Source organism: Acetobacterium sp. (genome assembly GCF_030652775.1).
Lineage (GTDB): Bacteria > Bacillota > Clostridia > Eubacteriales > Eubacteriaceae > Acetobacterium.
The window spans coordinates 47,897-65,560 of the sequence record NZ_JAUSPS010000070.1 but is presented as its reverse complement, the minus strand read 5'-3'; the positions used below and the strand labels follow the sequence as shown (position 1 = coordinate 65,560).

The window sequence follows — 17,664 nt, the reverse complement described above, 5'->3', positions numbered from 1 at the left end:
CGATGATTTGAATAATCATCGGGGGTTTTGCTAAAGTGAATTATAAAAATCATTCTAGGCTTGAAGCTGCCAGTTTTTGCAAACATCAGACCAGGCCACACAGTTTGAATATTTTTCGAGCTCATCAATGGTTAGTTCGATAACGCTGTTGTTGCTGCCACAGGCCGGAAAGACGGTGTCGAATCGTTGCAGTGAGTGATCCAGATAAACCTCCACATCAGCATTGATCGCAAAGGGGCAGACGCCGCCAATTCCATGACCGATGCAACGGTCCACTTCTTCAGGGGAGAGCATCTTAGCCTTGGTTTTAAAATGAGCCTTAAATTTGGCGTTGTCAATTTTGGCATCCCCGGCGGTTACCACCAGCACACATTTATCCGCCAATTTAAAAGACAAGGTTTTAGCGATTCGCTCCGGAGCACATCCCAGCGCCTGAGCCGCCAGTTCCACCGTTGCCGATGAGGTTTCAAATTCCTGAATTCGAGAATCCAGATTCCATTGTTTAAAATAGTCCCGCACTTTTTCAATTGCCATTTTGCTATGCTCCTGTTCATATCAGATTTATTAATCATAATTAATGTGTTTCAATTTTATCATATTTTATTTTAAGAACAAATGGTAAACTAAAATCATCAGACTCCAAATAAAAAAGCAGTGATCCCGGATGGATGCACTGCTTTTTTTATATTAGGAATGAAAAGAAAAAGGGGAGATGTTTATCTCTTGAATAAATAATACCCCTCTAACCTTTAGCGAAACTTGGAATTCAGTATTTTTTAAGAAAAGTTAAGAGTTATGAATGGGCATTGATAATTAGCGATTGAAAAAAAAGTCTCTTGCGGGTATAATTTTAGTATCTGAAAATGAAAAAGGTCTGAGATAAAGACCGAACTTAGCTTAAATAAAAATAACAGGAGCACCCCCCCAAAAATCACTCGATTAAAAAAAAGAACGGAAAGTGCAAGAGGTAATATCTATGAAATTTAAGAAGGCAATCGTCTTCCTGCTCGCAATGGTTTTAATTGGAAGTTCCTGTCCCCTGGGGGTTATCGCAGAAAGCCAGACCATCGTCATTCAAAGTCTGGATGAGGTCGCAAATCTTGATGGTAGTTCAACTATCAATGATCAGATCATCGTTATTTATAAAGATCAGGCCACAATTGGAAGTCTTGCCTTGACCAGCCAGGAGATTAAGGGCGGCGAAACATTAAATGATCAGGTCGATATTATCGAAGTCGCCGATTCTGCAAATACGGACGCCCTGATTGCCCAATTATCTGAAAATCCCAATGTGCTGGTGGCCGAAAAAAATTCGTATATCCAGACATCAGCACTGCCAAATGATCCCGATTTGTCTAAAGCTTGGCAGTTTGAACGGATTGGCGCCGATGAAACCTGGAACAAGGTCAATAATACAGAAACCGTGGTGGTAGCTGTTATTGATACCGGTCTGAATACCCAACATCCTGACATCGCCGATAACGTGATAACTGGCTATGACTATGTCGAAGGAACCACCGACATGGTCGATTTATCCGGACATGGGACACTGGTCTCAGGCTGTGTAGCGGCGGTGGTCAATAATGGTATTGGCATTGCCGGGATCGTCGGAGCCGCTAACATCAAGGTGGCGCCGTATCGGGTTGGCGGCCTGTCGGATGGCGATAAGAATCTCGATGTCGGTTATATTTGCGCCGCCTTGTATGATGCAGCTGCACGATCAGATGTAAAAGTCATCAATATGAGTTTTGGTGGATATATGGTTTCATCGGCTTTGCGAACAGCTGTGGAAAATGCTGCTAATGCTGGCAAGGTGCTGGTGGCGGCAGCCGGAAATGAAGGCAGTAACGCCAATTACAGCGGCGAATTGGCGGTCCCGGCATCCTATAATAATGTCATTTCAGTGGGGGCCACCGACAATACCAATAAGATTGCCTATTTTTCTCAGCACAACAGTTTGGTTGATTTGTGTGCGCCCGGCTACAAAGTATATTCGACAAATCATGACGGAACCTATGAAGAAGCCTCCGGTACATCCTTTGCGAGCCCCATCACAGCCGGAGCTTGTGCAGTTTTAATGGCAGCGGATTACACGATGACCAGTACCCAGGTTGAAACCCTGCTTAAAGAAACGGCGCTGGATTTTGGCGCTAACGGCCGAGATGACTACTACGGTTATGGCATGATTCAACTAGATGCCGCCATGGCGAAGGTTACTCCGAGCAATCCATTAAGGATTGACACCTTTACGGTTGATAAAGCAACCGGGCAAACGCTGGGAACACTGCTTACCCTGAACGCCGCTGCCAGTGGTGGCGAGGGTGATTATCAATACGGATTTTATTATGATTTAAATGGCAAAACCACCTCCATCCAGGATTATAGCAGCACTGCCACAGCTACCTTTACGCCAACTGTAGCGGGAATCTATACTCTGTCGGTGCAGGTACTGGATGGAAAAGGCAACACCGTTAAAGAATCGATTGTCAATTATGTAGTGAAAGACAAAGCGGCACCTGCCATTGAATATCGAACCCATGTGCAAAATGTTGGTTGGCAGAGTCTCGTTGCTGATGGTGCGGTCAGTGGAACTGAAGGGAAGTCGCTGCGGCTGGAAGCGATTGAGATCAATACCATTACCGAAAACTATGACCTTGGAGTGAAATATAAAACCCATGTTCAAAACATCGGCTGGCAGAATTTTGTGGCTGATGGCGCTTTAAGCGGAACCGCAGGGAAATCGCTGCGATTGGAAGCTATCGCCATCGAACTGACCGGTACTGACGCCGATCTTTTTGATGTTTATTATCAGGTTCATGCCCAGAATGTCGGCTGGATGGGTTGGGCGAGCAATGGCCAACAAGCTGGAACCGCTGGTTTTAGCTATCGACTCGAAGGCATCCGCATTGAGATTGTGCCCAAGGGCAGCGCCGCTCCCGGCTTGATAGTTAATCCTTTTATTGAAAAATGAAACTTTTAGATAAGATCTGGGAAAAATTAAGCGGGCTGGTTGAGGCGTTATCGCGATATCCACTCACCGTTGCTTTTCTGGCGGCGGCGGCGGTTGTGAATGCCATGGCTATTCATCAGGAGGTCGATTACACCAGATATTTACTGACCTTTCTGGTTGGGGCTTTTCTGGGATTTGCCCTCCAGGCTGCCTGGGAGCGTTTTTTTGACAAGACTTCCGTTCGGCTTGCCGCAATGGCTTTAGGTCTGGTACTGACCCTGGGTTATTTTTTGATTGTCAGACAGTATACCAGTACCAGCACGGAAACCTGGATTCGCACATCAGTGGCTCTTTTCGCACTGTTGATTGCTTATATCTGGGTTCCGGTGATAAAAAGCGAGATCAACTTCAACCAGGGGTTTATGGCTGCCTTTAAAGCTTTCTTTAATTCCCTGCTTTTTTCAGGGGTGTTGTTTACCGGGATCACCCTGATTATCACGGCGATTGATCTGCTTCTTTTTAGAGTATCTGATAAATCATATTTGCATACCTTAAATAGTGTCGGCATTCTGTTTGCACCAATTTACTTTCTCTCACTGATCCCCGTTTATCCCGGTGCTGCGGATAATAACCGGTCTCCAGATCAATTGGAACAGAACCGGGAAAAGGTTCGCCGAGCCTATCAGTGCCCGAAATTTCTGGAGGTGCTCGTCTCCTATATTGTCATTCCGCTGTTGACGGTATATACGGTTATTCTGATAATTTATATCGCCAGAAATATCACTGGCGATTTCTGGATCGATAACCGCCTGGAACCGATGTTGGTGAGTTTTGCGATTGCCGTTATTCTAATTTATATTCTGGCCAGCAGCCTAGAAAATAAAGTGGCCGAATCATTCCGAAAGATCTTTCCCAAGGTGCTGGTTCCGATTGTCTTGTTTCAGATTGCGGCCTCGCTGTTGCGAATTCAGGAAACCGGGATTACCTACGGTCGCTACTATGTGATTCTCTTTGGCATTTTTGCTGCTGTTTCCGGTATTCTGATGTGTTTTATGGCGGTACGTAAAAATGGCATCATCGCAGCGCTGTTGATCGGATTTTCACTGTTTTCCATTATTCCGCCAGTAGACGCCTTTACCATCAGCCGAACGAGTCAGACCGGACGGCTCACTGATATCCTGGTTGAAAACAAGATGTTGGAAAATAACACAATTAGTCCCAACGCATCGTTATCCGAAGCGGATAAAAAAATCATCTCTGATTCAGTCAACTACCTGGTTATGATGGAATACGCTACAGATATTTCCTACCTGGGCGAGGATTTTGATGTTTACGAGGATTTCTATAATACCTTTGGTTTTTATCGCTATGATGAAAATCCATACCGTCAGGATTCGGTTTATCTAAATTTAAACCAGCAGTCACCCCTTAATATTTCAGATTATGAAACATTTGTGGTAGCAAATTTCTATACGATGGATGAAAAGATGGATCCGATTATCTGCAACTTTGAGTCAGCTGGAAAAACGTATACCCTTTCTCGAACAAAAACAGGTGCTGCTGGGGCATTAGTGCTAACCGATACAGATGATCAGGAGCTGATGCAGATAGATATGAAAGAAGTATTCGATCAATTTGATACTTCCCAGAGCGGTAATTACAAGATCAGCAAAGATTTTATAAATGCCGATGAGGCCACCTATACCGAGGAAAATGACCAGGCCGTCATCTCCCTGGTAGCGATGTTTGTAGCCATTGAAAAATCAGGATCAGAACCGCTGTACAATGGCGATTTTTATGTATTGGTTCATATAAAATAGACAAAAAGTGGGGGAACCCTCACTTTTTTTATGCTTTTATTCAGATTAATATTTGTTAATTTATGCGCCAATAATAATGACATAAAAAGACCAGCTCCGGCTTTTACCCATTGGGTTAGTGCCGGGACTGGTCTTTTTTGAGTCTATCGCTCAATGGATCGGTTCTATTTTTTTACAGTATCAATCAATAACTTTAGGGTGGTTTTGATAAAATCATTTTCTTTTACATCCAGAAATTTCAAATATGATTGACCGGAAAGAGAGAACATATAGAAAAACCCCGTTAGTGTAAAGATGAAAGAACCCATCAATTGTGGTGCGTTGATATCATTTCGTAAACTCCCATCCGCTTTGCCCAGTACAAAAATCTGGTTGATAGCCGCAAACATAATTTTATTATGGGCATAGAATTGCGCTTGATAGGGTAGTTCTATATCGGCATTTTGGGATCTAACCCGTCCGATTTTGCCCATCAAGGACAATACCCCTGGTTCTCTGCAATAAAATGCATAAAAAGCAGCGCAGGAAAGCTCAAGCTTTGCGAGTCCGGTTTGGCCTTTTTCGCATTCACAACTGATCTCCCGCCAGAGTTTCTGATAGCCGTTCAAAATGACCGCAAAGAAAAGATCATCCTTGTTCACAAAATATTTATACAGGGTGCGTTTGGTCAGATTTGTCGCTTGGGCCAGGTCATTCATGGTGGTCGCTTCGTAGCCGGACAGCGAAAATAAATGATCAGCCGAATCGATGATGAAAGATTCCTTTTTTTGCTTCTCCTGGTTGCGGATCGATAAATTTTCCATTGGATCTTTCCTTTCTGTTGACATTAAAGTATACTGACGGTATACTTTAATGTATAACGACGGTATACTTTATTCTAGTGCTTGAAGTGCGCAATGTCAAGATGGAGGAAAAATTGATGAATATTTGGGTAATAGTTTTGGGAACGATTGGCTTTTTCGGATGTTTAATCCTGATGGAATTTACCAATCTGGGAGTACGGGGCATCCAGCAATACGACCCCGGTTTTAGTCTGCTGGACATGCGTTTGCGGTATGATGCAAACACCATCTATCAGGTCTTTGATCAAATTGGGGAGCAGGGACAAAAGTCCTACAAACACTATTTGCTTTTGGATTACTGTTTCATTGCCTGTTTTCTGATAGTAATGTTGACCCTGTCGTTTCGGGTTACAGCAGATCCGCTGCAACGAAATATACTGATTGTCATGGCCATCGCCCGGGCATTGTGCGACATCCTGGAAAATACTTTACTGATCGTGTTAATCAATAACTATCCGCAGCAAAATATGTTGCTGGCAACGGTCTGTTCATGGGCTACTACCATTAAGTTTGTTTTTATGTTTCTCTGGATGGGAATGCTAATTCTTGCCGGGATCATAAACTTTTGTAAATAGTCAGGATTGAGCCACGGGTGCCGTATTTATTTTGCTCAGCAAATACCGCTTCTTATACTTAATTCGGGCGTACTTGCCGATTTTATTAATCATAATGGGATTAACCACGCCACCGATGACGCCGACAAGGGGTAGCCCCTGGATAAATTTGGCGGTCAGCAGGGTATTGGATAAAAGATCAGAAGTCTCCTTCATTACAGCTTCCAGATCAATGTTTATTTGGGTGTGGGCGTCGATATTCTGACCTAAGCGCTCAATTTTCTGATCATAGCCTTTGCGCTGGTCTTCTTTTGACATGGCGGTGCAGATCAAATAAAGCAGATAGGCTTTTTCCTCATCTGAGGCATATTGAAAGCCGTAAGACAAAGCGATTTCATTAATGGTTTTGACGATAACGCCAAGAAACAGGGGGATATCCGGCAGCCCGATCCCCAACAAACCCAGAACGCCACCTTCTATGGCGGCAATGGATTCATTGATGATTTTGGAATGTTGTGACGGTTTATCCAACGTTTTCAGGTGTTTTTTATTCATATACTTTTCAATGGCATAATTATGCAAATCATAGGCCACGTCAATTTTTTCTTTATTGTAAGTTTTTTCGATTAACGAACTTCCTTTTTCAAAGACTAAATGAAAACCCACATAGAAGGCCGCATCCAGAGTTGATTGTAATTTATCAGGTATTTTCGCCTGGATTTTATTGACCACAGGGGTAAAATTTGACTTGATAAACTCACTGTCAGTTTGATTCAAAAACTTCTGTTCCTGTTTTTCAAGAATGGCCAGTTGTTTTGATAGGATAAGGTCTTTCTTCATATTTGCAACTCCAATCGGTTGATTTAATAAAAACTATCTTACCGATTATTCTATCATGTTATCTTTAAAAAACACTTGGGGAAAAAATTAGCAGATTTTTCTGACCGGAAACTGGATTTCCGTCAGCCAGTCTTCAGCGGAATCTTTGTTCCAGAGCCCATCGATGTACGACTCTCGGGGATTGTCAATGATCTCATAGCCGTTGTTCTCGACCCATTTGAGGACAGCGTTATAGGCTTTGGGGAAACCTTCATAGGGACCCTTATGAAGCACACAGGCGGCATTCTCCACGCAGTCGATGACTTTGAAAGTCAGCAGTTCCGAGTCCGCTTTTTTTTCGGTGACCGCCTCGCAGATTTCCACGTCGATATCGGTTTCACGGTATTCACCGTCATGATAGATATTAAAGCAGTATTCCGGAACCGCACAGACACAACCCAGCCGCTCCATTTCGGCTCCCATGGGGGGGATGACATGAAATAGGGCGTCGTATCCGGGAATCATCGTCCGCATCGAAGCGACAATCACCTGGGGGAGTTCCTTGAGAATAATATGATATTCTCCTGTTGACGCCTCGCTTTTACTCAAATAGGATTCAACCTGGGCGAGGCGTAGGGTATCCGCAGCGATTTTTTTGATAATCTCCAGCTTCTTTTTTTGAAGCAATTCTTTTTCCGGAACACCACCCTGGATCTGTTTAATTTCGTCCAAGGTGAATCCCATTTCCCGAAGCGCCAGAATCTGGTGCAGGATGGGGAGCTGTTCGGATGTATAATACCGGTATCCGGTAAATTTTTCGATGAAAGCCGGGGCCAGCAGACCAATTTCGTCATAATGACGAAGGGCTTTGATGGTGACCCGGTTCATTTTAGAAAACAGACCGATTTTATAATAGACCGTTTCTTCTTTTCGTTCGCATTGATAGGTTTCGTTCATTGGATGTCCTTTCTTATTCCCAGCGGAAGAATCGCATCGATAAAATAATTCCGATTATCAGTGATCCCACCAGAACAAACAGGGGAATCAACAGACTGGTTTCCAGTCCCAGGCTCGCAGATTTTAAAAGTTTGATGCCCTGGGTAAGGGGGAGAAAACTGGCCACGGTCTGGAGCGGCTTAGGAAAGATCTCAAAGGGAATGGTGGCACCGGATAAAAACAGCATTGGGAAGTAAACAATACTACAGACCACATTGGCAGTTTTAACCGTTTGGCACAGGCTGGCAATGAGCAGTCCCAAACTGTACATGGAAACCATGACTAGCAGGTAAGATAGCATAAACATCAGCTTGGAGCCAATCATTTCATATCCGAAGAAGGTTTTAGCCACGGCGTAAATCAGCAGCGCCGAAACCATTGACAGTAGCATGTTAATGACGGCATGTACCCATAATAGCATAGTCGGGCTCACTGGTGTCACAAAAAAATGTTTGAGAATTTTTTTATCCCGATAATCGGCGATGGTCAGGGGAATACCCATAAAAGCTGTGGCACAGATCCCGACGGTGACCAGAGCGCCAAAAGAGCTTTGAATTAGGGTGTAGCCGGCATCGGTGGTGGCCGGGTTTTGTCCGGCAATCAGTCCGATTAAGATCATAATTCCGACCGGCATACAGACTCCGAAAAAAATGCTGTCAATACAGCGCAGAGACAACTTGCCTTCGATTTTCAATAGGGTTAAGAATTTTTTCATATGGCGATTTCCTCCTTCATGACCCAGAGATAAGCTTCTTCCAGCCGTTTGTAAGGGCTATTTTGAATCAGTTTTGGCACGGTGTCGGTCACTAGCGCATGTCCCTGGTTAATGATGCAGACCCGGTCACAAAGCACCTCCACCTCATCCATGTAATGGGAGGTGAGAAAAAGGGTCAGTCCCTTTTCTTTCAAATCGGTTAAAATCTGCCAGACCTCCCGTCTGGCCTCGGTATCCAGTCCAGTTGTGAGCTCATCCAAGAAGAGCACCTCGGGTTGAGGGATCAGTGCCAGCAGCACCGATAGCTTTTGCTTTTCGCCTCCGGAAAGTTTAGTAACCGGCTGTTTGCGGTACTGGTCCAGCTTGAATTGACCCAGTAAGTCACCATAATCAGCGGGGGATCGGTAAAGGGCAGATATTTCCTCACAGATTTCACCGACCCGGATGTTGCCCTGATAGCTGGAGAACTGAAGCTGCACACCCACCTGCTCAAAAAGTCGCTTTCTTTCTTTTGTCGGATTCATACCCAGAACTCGAACCGAACCGTTTTCAAACGACTTCAGTCCCAGGATGCAGTCGATGGTGGTTGATTTACCAGCGCCGTTGGGCCCCAACAGACCAAATACCTCACCTTTTTTAACGGTGAGGTTTAAATTGCTCACCGCCTCTCGGTTGCCATAAGACTTGGTTAGATTTTTTACTTCAATACAGTTTTCCATTTTTTCCTCCAATCTTCTTTTGTTACAATTTGAAGTATAAATCCTCCTCCACGGGGAGAGTCAAGGGTGAGTTCAAATTTTTGAGGACTGAATATTTGTTATTTCCACATAAAAAAAAACACCGGAAAGGTGTTTTTAGGTTAAGTTTATTTATTGCTTTGAAAAGCTCGTATGGTAGATCCTGGTGCCGGGGAACCGGCCGGGACGACCTTGATTTCAATGGCCTCCAGTCGGTAACCGAAGCCTTCGGTACCCGAGTTGTCACCGTTTTTAGCCCAGTCCAGCCAACCGATATTTTCAGCATGAACCCGGTAATAAATATCATATCGGGAAGCATCAGCGCCAGTCAATCGGACTTGAATAGCTTCTAGACGAAGTCCTTGATTGGAAGTCCCGCTGATTTCGCCGTCGTGTTTCCACTCCTGCCAGCCAATATTCTGGATATGGGTGCGGTATTCGATGCCCAGGTCATAACCCTTGTTGTCGACCTGAATTTCAATGGCTTCCAGACGTTTGGACTCTCCAGAAGTACCACTAAGCTCGCCATTCATTTTCCAGCGTTGCCAGCCATAATCCTGGACATGAGTTTGATAAGAACAAGCAATACTTTTTTGCGCTGAAACGCTTAAAGCTGTGGCTGAAACATTTCCAGCACCATCATAAGCATAAGCATGAACGGTATAGGTACCCAGTTCATTATTGTGTTGGCTGTATGAAACCCGGTAGGATGCCGTATTACCGCTAATGGTCGCCTGATGCCAGATCAGATCATCCTGACCATTTGTGTCCGTCCAGGTGGGGAAAAGAACGGATGCAATACCAGAGTCAGCGTCGGATACCTGACAGGTTACGGTAAAACCGTCATCATTCAAATCAGTAATTTGGGCATTAGAAATCGTCGGTGGGGTAGTGTCCCGGGGTGGTTCAGGATCAAAATCTCCGATATAGATATACCCCTGGAATCCACCGACAGAAACTGAGTCTTCCGACCCAGCAGTGAAGGTGGTGGTATAAAAGTAAGAACCACTCCAAGACGATTCAGAAACGGTGACCTTATTTCCTTCAATTTTTTCAACAACCGCTACGTGTCCGCAGGAACTACCGTCCCAGCAGAGAATTGCGCCAACCTTAGGGGTACTGCCATGGGAATAGGCACCGTTGTTCAGGTTATACCCCCAAAACTCATTGGCGTTGCCGTTGCTTAAATTGGGCTTGCTGCCCAGAATTTCGTAAGCTCTGCCCCAGGCATAGGCGGTACAGTTCGGCATGCCATAGCCAGCGAGATAGAAAATATTTTTAGTGAAGTAATAATCATTGTCGGATGTCGGGGCAGTGAGTCGTGGCGAGAAAACCGACGCTGTATTCATGGTGTCACTTTGATAGGCTTCATCAGGCCAACCGGGGTCGGGTGCAACATCTCCGGGGAGCATTTCCCGGGTTTCCACTAATGGTTGGGCATCGACAGCAATCACCATCGTTCCATTATCACTATTTTCTTCTGCCAGCACCGCAGCCGGGTAAATTCCCAGGGCCAGAATCAAAACAAAACAAATAAACGCCCCGCGATAAAATTTCATTTCCAGTATCCTCCCGTATCTTTGTTTGGTTTTATGATAAATTTGTATAGATTTCAGTGTTTTAGAAACAATTGGGCTAAAATCACATTAATATAGGTTTTTCAGATACAATTTGTTACTTAAATTTTACACCCTTATTATAAATTTTGCAATGCTTTACTTGATTTCTTTTAAAAAAATACAAGAATTATAAAACAATCACATAAAGAACTACTGCAAATTACTGTTTTGTATTAAAACGATAGAGAAAACATGTTAATAAAGAGATTCTATATTAAAAATATGTTAAATTTATGTTAAAAGAGTTCTATTTAGGGAACTTATGGTGTAGAATGAGTACGGCAAAAAAACACCAGCATGACATTCAAAAGAAGAATTTGAATGTGTAGAGAGAAAAGGGGTATTTTAAAAAATATGACAATCACTTTATCGGATTTTATCGGCAGCATCGCTGGCAATCCAGCGCTGCTCATCATTGTAGTATTAACCCTTGGGGTAATTTTGGTAAACGGATGGACTGATGCGCCAAATGCCATTGCCACCTGTGTATCCACCCGGTCGATGGCACCCAGAAAAGCTATTGCGATGGCTGCCGTCTTCAATTTCCTCGGCGTTTTCGTCATGACGGCCGTTAATGCAACAGTTGCCCAAACGGTGGCAAACATGGTTAATTTCAGTGGTTCAGATGACGCCCTGATTGCTTTATGCGCAGCCCTTTTTGCGATTGTTCTCTGGGCGACAGCGGCCTGGTACTTCGGGATTCCAACCAGTGAAAGCCACGCTTTAATTGCGGGTATTTCCGGTGCGGCCATTGCCCTTCAAGGTGGGATTGCCGGGATCAACGGCGACGCCTGGGTAAAAGTTATCTATGGGCTTGGTACATCCACACTATTAGGGTTTGGATTAGGTTTCCTGGTTGTTAAAATTGTCATGATGGTCTGCAAAAGCATGTCGCGGCAACAGACCAATGTCTTTTTTAAAAAAGGTCAGATTGGAGCAGGCGCAGCCATGGCATTTATGCATGGGGCTCAGGATGGACAAAAGTTTATGGGGATTTTTATGCTGGGAATTTTTCTGGCGCAGGGAAATCCTGACGCTACCAATTTTGTCATTCCGGTATGGATGATGGTACTCTGTTCGTTGGTTATGGCTCTGGGAACGTCCATTGGCGGGATGAAAATTATTAAAACAGTTGGAATGGATATGGTTAAGCTCGAATCCTTTCAGGGATTCAGTGCCGACCTTGCGGCGGCAATTTGTTTGCTGATCTCATCTGTTTTTGGACTACCTGTCAGTACAACCCATACCAAAACAACGGCCATTATGGGCGTTGGTGCAGCCAAAAGGTTTTCCTCGGTTAACTGGTCAACGGTCGGTGAAATGCTTTTAGCCTGGGTACTGACATTCCCCGGATGCGGTCTGGTCGGATTTATTATGGCCTGGATTTTCATGCAAATATTCTAAATATGCAAATTTTCTTAAAAGGGAGACATTATGTCAAAAAAAGTTAAAACAAAAGGGTATAACTATTACAAAGAATTTATCGCTGTTTCTAATTTGATCGTTAAAGCATCCCATATGCTTAACGAAACCCTCCAGGATTACGATCTTAAAAGTTTAGAGAAGAAGCTGGTCAAACTCCATGAAGTGGAACGAACCGCAGATAATCTCAAATATGAGATGATGGAATTTATGTACAGTGATTTTCTTCCCCCTATTGAACGGGAAGATATCATTAATCTGGCCTGTGCTCTGGATACCATCATCGATCTGATTGAAGATATTCTGAAATACATCGACATGTTCCGGATTGAAAAGATCACCCCGGAAATGATTAAGTTCATGAATTTAATTGAAAAAAGTGCGGCTTGTCTGCATGAAGCGGTTAAGGAATTAAAATCCTTTAAAAAACCAAAAGCTTTAAATGAAGCCATTATTGCTATCAATCGGCTGGAAAACGAAGGTGACGATCTTTATGTACAGTCGGTCAAGCAACTTTTTGTGGATAAACGGGATCATATCGAAACAATTGCCCTTATCCGTATTTATGATTACTTCGAAGAAAGTTGTGATTCCTTTGAGGATGCGGCAGATATTATTTCCAGTATTATTCTGAAAAACTCCTAAACCAGACAAGCTTTGGTTGGATAGAGTGAAGCAATTACAGAGACACCGCCGTTTTGGGAGACAATCCAAAACGGTATTTTTTTTAAATAGATTTGGACTCATTTTACAAAGTTGGCGCTAACGTACACAAAAGATATACAAACAGTTACATTTTGTCTATTTACTTATGTGAATAATGTGATATACTTTAAGTGAATCAAAAATCAGCTTAATCCAGTTCTGAATTAAATGATTTCGATCATTGAAAAGTAAACAGACGCACGACACACCAATAAAATAAAAAATTTCCAGGGTTGACCAAAATAATTGACCAATGGCAAATTGATTCGTTTTAAAGGCAGTGGGAAAAATTTGAATGAGAAAACAGATTGCTCCGAAATGAAGAACGGAAGAAACCTCAAACACATCAGACAGAGATAGTCAAAGATCATTGGGTATCAAGAAAAACCATTCGGTGAAGATGATGACGATAAGATTTCTGAATGATTGGGATGAGTTAAAACAAATCCAATCTAAAGAGTAAGATGATTCCAAAATGTTGGCGCTGTTTATGAAGAAAAGTGAAGAAGAAGATTTTTGATAAAATCAATAGAAGGAGTCCAAACGGATGACAACAGAGATTTTAGGCTAGGCCGGTTTTACAGATGAAAATGTAAAATCGGCCTTAGTCTTTTTTGGTCAACAAAAAAATATTTGAAGCTGTATTAAAAATGGTTGCTACCTCTAAAAATAAAAGTTATAATAAAAGGTAATTGTAAAATTTATAATCCGTCGAGACAGCATTGAATCTTTGTTGAAAACTCATGGAGCATTCAATGCAATTATGCCATACTAAAAAATATCGGAGGAAATTTATTTGTCAAGAGGAAACGTAGAAAATCTTTTAAAGGTTCCTGAATTGGAAGCTTTTTTAAAAAATAGGGTAGTCGAAAACAAAGAGTTATTTTTAGGCATTCGAGATGAAAGTATCATCATTTATTACTGGGGAAAAACCATGATGGAGCTGGTCTATGCAGAAGATCAGAAATGTTTTGTTAAAATCAGTAAATTCTTTATTGATCGAACAGCTTTCTGTGGCCTGAAATTTACCCAGAAAGCAGATATGATGATCTTTCCCTTTGATCCGGAATTTGTTCAGGCGTTTGTAGAATCCTATCCGGAACTCAAAGAAAATGTCGAGAACGCCCTCGTTGAAAGTGCCCCCATTGAAGCAAAAGCCGGACCGCTGGGACAAAAATATCAGGGAATTATTGCCTGCAATAATAACGCCAACCCGGATTCGGACTGGTACTGTGTGGATCTGAACTACTCACCCGAGGCAACACCCCTAGGCCGGATGGACATGGTGGTTATTTCCAAGGCGAAGCACAATGGAAAACACCGGATGGTTCTGATCGAATGCAAGTATTCATGGCAGGCCTATAAATCGGGGTATCGCAAGAATCTCTATAACAACAAGAAGAATAAGGGATATTATATTGAAGCGAACGGATTAAAAACCAAGGCAACCGCCAAAGGCGAACAGCATCGCCGCCGCTTCGGCTGTAAATATGATGAGAAAAAACAACAGATTATCGCCTATGAATTTGGTTCGGGCATCACCGGCGATTTTTACAACTATTCCCAGTTTCTCTTTGCGGATGATGGTAAACTGGTTGAGGATTTAAAAGCAGAATGTTTTGATATTTTAAACACCCGAAAAAGACTGGGCTGTTTTGAAGTAAATGACCAGCTTGGAGCCGAACTGCGGCAACTTTTAGAAGGTACTAAAGAAGCTTTTGTTGATGCATTAGGTGATAATCCTGAGTGTGTTTTTCTGACCGTTGGTTGTGGTGATACAACCGAAAAAGCAAAACAGGCGATGACCGCTTATCTCACGCCCGGACCAACCAGCACTGCCGATGTGTTGAGCATTACCGAGGATAAATGGGTGCTTAGTTACAATAACGGCAAGGGCAAAAGCCGTGCCCTCGCCCGGGATCTTAGCTTGGCTGAAGCTTTTCCGGCAGCATTTGAAGAACGGGTGCGGTATTTATTTACCAGAAAAATTGCCCTGGAGAATTTAAACATCATTGATCATTTGGATCCAGCCAGTGCGGATGAGCTAAAAATCAAGATATTTGAATAAGTTGATAAATTAAAGTATCAAATAATAATTAATATAAGTGCGGTATGATTATCGGGATCATATCGCTTTTTATAGTTGTTAACATCGAGTTCGGGCTGTTTCAGTCGGACGAAAATGGGTATAACAAGTAACATCTGAGAGGAGCTGAAAAAACGATCATAACCAATTAATAACGGATAACATTTATCTGAAAACGGAGGATACGACGATGAAATTACTGGTACCCATTGATGGTTCCAAGGCATCCATCAATGCCCTTAAAAAAGCCATCGAGATTGCAAAAAAATACGATTTTTCAATAACTTTATTTACTGTTGTCGAGGAGAGCCATATATCAGGTTACGGCAGAAATCAGAATTTCTGGCATCAGGTGGACGGCTCCATTATATCAGTCGGGGTGGAACATGAGGTGGTGTCAGAATTCGAAGAAAGAGCGGCGGAATTGCTGGACGAGATCACATCGGCATTTGATTTTTCAGGCATTGCGCTGGAAAAAACAGTTGTGTCGGGAGAACCGTCGATTGAGATTTTAGATCTGGCCAAAAACGAAGGATTTGATTTAATTGTGATGGGAAACAAAGGAATGTCAAAAATAAAACGGTTTTTCACCGGATCGGTGACCCAGCGAGTGATTGCCGAAGCATCCTGTCCGGTGCTATCGATTCATGAGGATATTAAGTAACCTTCAGAAATCAGAAAACGGCTGTGCAAAGGCGTTTACAAAGTGGTCGAGATCATTACACAAATTATATACAAACGTTTACAAAAAATCTATTTACTTATTCCCAAAAGGTGATATAATACAATTAATCAAAGATCACCGATCATTTAAAAGTAGATAAGAACCAACTTGCCAATAAGATAACGAAATAACCGAGGTCAACCAAAAAAATTGAAACTGGTTAAATCAATTAAATTAAAGGCCGGAGATAATTTGGATAAAACCAAATTGTCATGAAATTAAGATGATAGGGCAACCTCACAAAGAATTAAATGAACGATAAAAGAAAAGTATCAATGAAAAAAGAAAAGTTCTCACGGTTTCTGAAAACCATGTCCGATTAAAAATCGGAAACGAGAAAATGTTCTTAAATCAAAAATATCGAGTAAAGAATCCAGTAAATAATGATCCAGTGAGTATAAAACAAGTCGAATCTTAAAAGTAAAAAACAAACAAAAAGTTGGGGACATTTACATTGAAAAGTGAAAAAGGAACTTTGATAAAAAAATCATAGGAGGAATCCAAACGGATGACAACAGAGATTTTGGACTAGGCCGATTCTACAGGTAAAAGCGTGGAATCGGCATTAGTCTTTTTTTGTGGTTGTTTTAGCTTCAGGATGCACATTGAATCTGGTTACGGCCATTTTTTTTGGCGGTATACAAACTGATATCGGCAGCTTCGAACAAGTCGGTTTTACTCATCTCCGAGGTGAATGGCGTAAAACCGATACTCATGGTGACAACCTCATCCGGCATGGTATCAAAAACTGCGGTTTCAAGATCCAATCGAATTCGTTCCAGTATTTCAAGGCAGGCTTCTGGAGATTTTTCAGTAAAAATAACGGCAAACTCCTCACCGCCGTAACGGGCGGCAAAATCATTGGCTTCCAGGTTATCCAGAATAATGGAAGCGGCGGTGGAAATGACCATATCCCCGTTGCCATGGCCTTGTCGATCATTAATCCCTTTAAAGAGATCCAGATCCATCAATCCCAGGGAAAGGTTGAAGGGCTGCTTTTGACATTGGGTAACCAGCTCATCCAGATACTCATGAAATGTTTTATGGTTGTATAAATTAGTGGCCAAATCCATCTTTGTCAGTTTTTCCATGTAGATGTTTCGATATAAAAGTTCTTTTTCTTTTTCCACTGAGACAACCATATCAGTATAAACCACTGAAAAGCGCTTTGTTAATTCCCGAGATAAGAAATAAGCGCTCACCAGAATAGCTAAAAAAGTTGTTAACTCGATGACCGACATAACTGACAAGGGGGAGAACAATAGCCTCATACCAATAAATACAGTTAGCGTCAGACAAAAGGCAAAGTCAATCAGTTGGAGATTCAGAAAGAAAATAGAAATCAGAACCGGCATCAAAAAAAGCGGTAGCATGACATAGAAAACGGGATAATGAACCATAAATAAAATCGTGACGATGGCCTGGGTTCCGATCACAATATAGTAGGGGATGGCCACGGCATTTGACCGGATCAGTCGTTTTAAAATCATCAAAATTATAATCTCAAGAATAAAAGGCAACAAAAAGCGTTCCAGTAGGAAGGTCTGAGGATCCAGGCTGGAAAAAAACAGATTGATTAATGTCACCAAAGATGAGACACCAATAGCAATCCATAAATAAGCAATTATGTGTGCGTGCCAGTTCTTTTTAGAATGCAAAATGTCCACCTCCTTTA

Annotated in this window: 15 protein-coding genes; 7 read left to right on the top strand and 8 right to left on the bottom strand. The window is 42.4% G+C overall.

The features are described 5' to 3' along the window. Positions 1-54: 54 nt before the first annotated feature. Complete coding sequence (locus tag Q7J41_RS12340) at positions 55-534, bottom strand: YbaK/EbsC family protein (RefSeq protein WP_304888547.1); 480 nt, start codon at positions 532-534, stop codon at positions 55-57. A 442-nt stretch (positions 535-976) separates the two neighbouring features. On the opposite strand from Q7J41_RS12340, the gene Q7J41_RS12335 reads away from it, so the two are divergent. Together Q7J41_RS12335 and Q7J41_RS12330 are read left to right on the top strand one after the other, a co-directional pair. Then, positions 977-2,971 carry a S8 family serine peptidase gene (locus Q7J41_RS12335; protein ID WP_304888545.1) on the top strand — a complete coding sequence of 665 codons (1,995 nt, stop codon included), beginning with the start codon at positions 977-979 and terminating at the stop codon, positions 2,969-2,971. After that, complete coding sequence (locus Q7J41_RS12330; RefSeq protein WP_304888543.1) at positions 2,968-4,770, top strand: DUF4153 domain-containing protein; 1,803 nt, start codon at positions 2,968-2,970, stop codon at positions 4,768-4,770. Before Q7J41_RS12335 ends, Q7J41_RS12330 begins: the two co-directional genes overlap by 4 nt. Before the next feature lie 164 nt (positions 4,771-4,934). Here the strand turns inward: Q7J41_RS12330 and Q7J41_RS12325 are convergent, their stop codons facing one another. Further along, positions 4,935-5,573, bottom strand: coding sequence for a TetR/AcrR family transcriptional regulator (locus Q7J41_RS12325; RefSeq protein ID WP_304888541.1), 639 nt, complete (start codon positions 5,571-5,573; stop codon positions 4,935-4,937). Between the two features lie 116 nt (positions 5,574-5,689). On the opposite strand from Q7J41_RS12325, the gene Q7J41_RS12320 reads away from it, so the two are divergent. Further along, positions 5,690-6,187, top strand: a complete 498-nt coding sequence (locus tag Q7J41_RS12320) for a hypothetical protein (RefSeq protein WP_304888539.1) — start codon at positions 5,690-5,692, stop codon at positions 6,185-6,187. Here the strand turns inward: Q7J41_RS12320 and Q7J41_RS12315 are convergent, their stop codons facing one another. From Q7J41_RS12315 to Q7J41_RS12295, 5 genes are all read right to left on the bottom strand, one after another. Continuing rightward, positions 6,188-7,006, bottom strand: coding sequence for an EcsC family protein (locus Q7J41_RS12315; RefSeq protein ID WP_304888537.1), 819 nt, complete (start codon positions 7,004-7,006; stop codon positions 6,188-6,190). Between the two features lie 87 nt (positions 7,007-7,093). Beyond that, positions 7,094-7,942: a MerR family transcriptional regulator gene (locus Q7J41_RS12310; RefSeq protein ID WP_304888535.1), complete on the bottom strand. Its 849-nt coding sequence runs from the start codon at positions 7,940-7,942 to the stop codon at positions 7,094-7,096. A gap of 13 nt (positions 7,943-7,955) precedes the next feature. Further along, complete coding sequence (locus Q7J41_RS12305; RefSeq protein WP_304888533.1) at positions 7,956-8,696, bottom strand: ABC transporter permease; 741 nt, start codon at positions 8,694-8,696, stop codon at positions 7,956-7,958. Then, positions 8,693-9,415 carry an ABC transporter ATP-binding protein gene (locus Q7J41_RS12300; RefSeq protein ID WP_304888531.1) on the bottom strand — a complete coding sequence of 241 codons (723 nt, stop codon included), beginning with the start codon at positions 9,413-9,415 and terminating at the stop codon, positions 8,693-8,695. The genes Q7J41_RS12305 and Q7J41_RS12300 overlap by 4 nt, the downstream gene beginning before the upstream one ends. Before the next feature lie 146 nt (positions 9,416-9,561). Beyond that, positions 9,562-10,992, bottom strand: a complete 1,431-nt coding sequence (locus tag Q7J41_RS12295) for a GBS Bsp-like repeat-containing protein (protein ID WP_304888529.1) — start codon at positions 10,990-10,992, stop codon at positions 9,562-9,564. A gap of 414 nt (positions 10,993-11,406) precedes the next feature. Between Q7J41_RS12295 and Q7J41_RS12290 the strand changes: the two genes are divergently transcribed. The 4 genes from Q7J41_RS12290 (at position 11,407) to Q7J41_RS12275 (ending at position 15,929) form a co-directional block, all read left to right on the top strand. After that, positions 11,407-12,456 carry an inorganic phosphate transporter gene (locus Q7J41_RS12290; protein ID WP_304888527.1) on the top strand — a complete coding sequence of 350 codons (1,050 nt, stop codon included), beginning with the start codon at positions 11,407-11,409 and terminating at the stop codon, positions 12,454-12,456. 30 nt (positions 12,457-12,486) lie between these two features. Then, positions 12,487-13,119: a DUF47 domain-containing protein gene (locus Q7J41_RS12285; protein ID WP_304888526.1), complete on the top strand. Its 633-nt coding sequence runs from the start codon at positions 12,487-12,489 to the stop codon at positions 13,117-13,119. A gap of 856 nt (positions 13,120-13,975) precedes the next feature. After that, positions 13,976-15,247: a hypothetical protein gene (locus tag Q7J41_RS12280; RefSeq protein ID WP_304888523.1), complete on the top strand. Its 1,272-nt coding sequence runs from the start codon at positions 13,976-13,978 to the stop codon at positions 15,245-15,247. A gap of 208 nt (positions 15,248-15,455) precedes the next feature. Further along, complete coding sequence (locus tag Q7J41_RS12275; RefSeq protein WP_304888521.1) at positions 15,456-15,929, top strand: universal stress protein; 474 nt, start codon at positions 15,456-15,458, stop codon at positions 15,927-15,929. Between the two features lie 653 nt (positions 15,930-16,582). On the opposite strand, the gene Q7J41_RS12270 is transcribed toward Q7J41_RS12275, so the two are convergent. After that, complete coding sequence (locus Q7J41_RS12270) at positions 16,583-17,575, bottom strand: GGDEF domain-containing protein (protein WP_304888519.1); 993 nt, start codon at positions 17,573-17,575, stop codon at positions 16,583-16,585. Positions 17,576-17,664: the final 89 nt, after the last annotated feature.